At 49.3% G+C, this 594-nt stretch carries 1 protein-coding gene; it reads left to right on the top strand.

Annotated elements, in window-relative coordinates; translation table 11 throughout:
• Window positions 1-594 (top strand): Ig-like domain-containing protein (locus tag AC1DP6_RS36520; protein WP_477059315.1); only part of this gene is annotated, 594 nt, incomplete at both ends.

Raw genomic sequence — 594 nt, 5'->3', positions numbered from 1 at the left:
GGTATCCGCTGGCACTGCAACAATCACTTATACGGTAACCAATGCGAGTGGTTGTACCGCTTCGCAAACAACTACTGTAACGGTAAACAGTCTACCTGTTGTAGGCGGGATCACCGGTACGACTGCTGTTTGTATAAACAGAACTACTACCTTAAGTTCTACTACTGTTGGCGGTGTTTGGAGTAGCAGCGATGCGGCTGTAGCGAGTATAGATGCTGCTGGCGTTGTAACTGGTGTGTCCGCTGGCACTGCAACAATCACTTATACGGTAACCAATGGGAGTGGTTGTACCGCTTCGCAAACTACTAGTGTAACAGTAAATAGTCTGCCTGTTGTAGGTGCGATCACCGGTACGACTGCTGTTTGCATAAACGGAACTACTACCTTAAGTTCTACCACATCAGGCGGTGTTTGGAGCAGCAGCGATGCCGCTGTAGCGAGTATAGATGCTGGCGGTGTTGTAACTGGTGTGGCCTCTGGCACTGCAACAATCACTTATACGGTAACCAATGGGAGTGGTTGTACCGCTTCGCAAACGACTACTGTAACAGTAAATAGTCTGCCTGTTGTAGGTGCGATCACCGGTACGACTGC

This window comes from Chitinophaga sp. 01L420, assembly GCF_056399985.1.
Note: the sequence above shows the minus strand (reverse complement) of the source record. Positions and strands in the feature narration are given on the sequence as shown.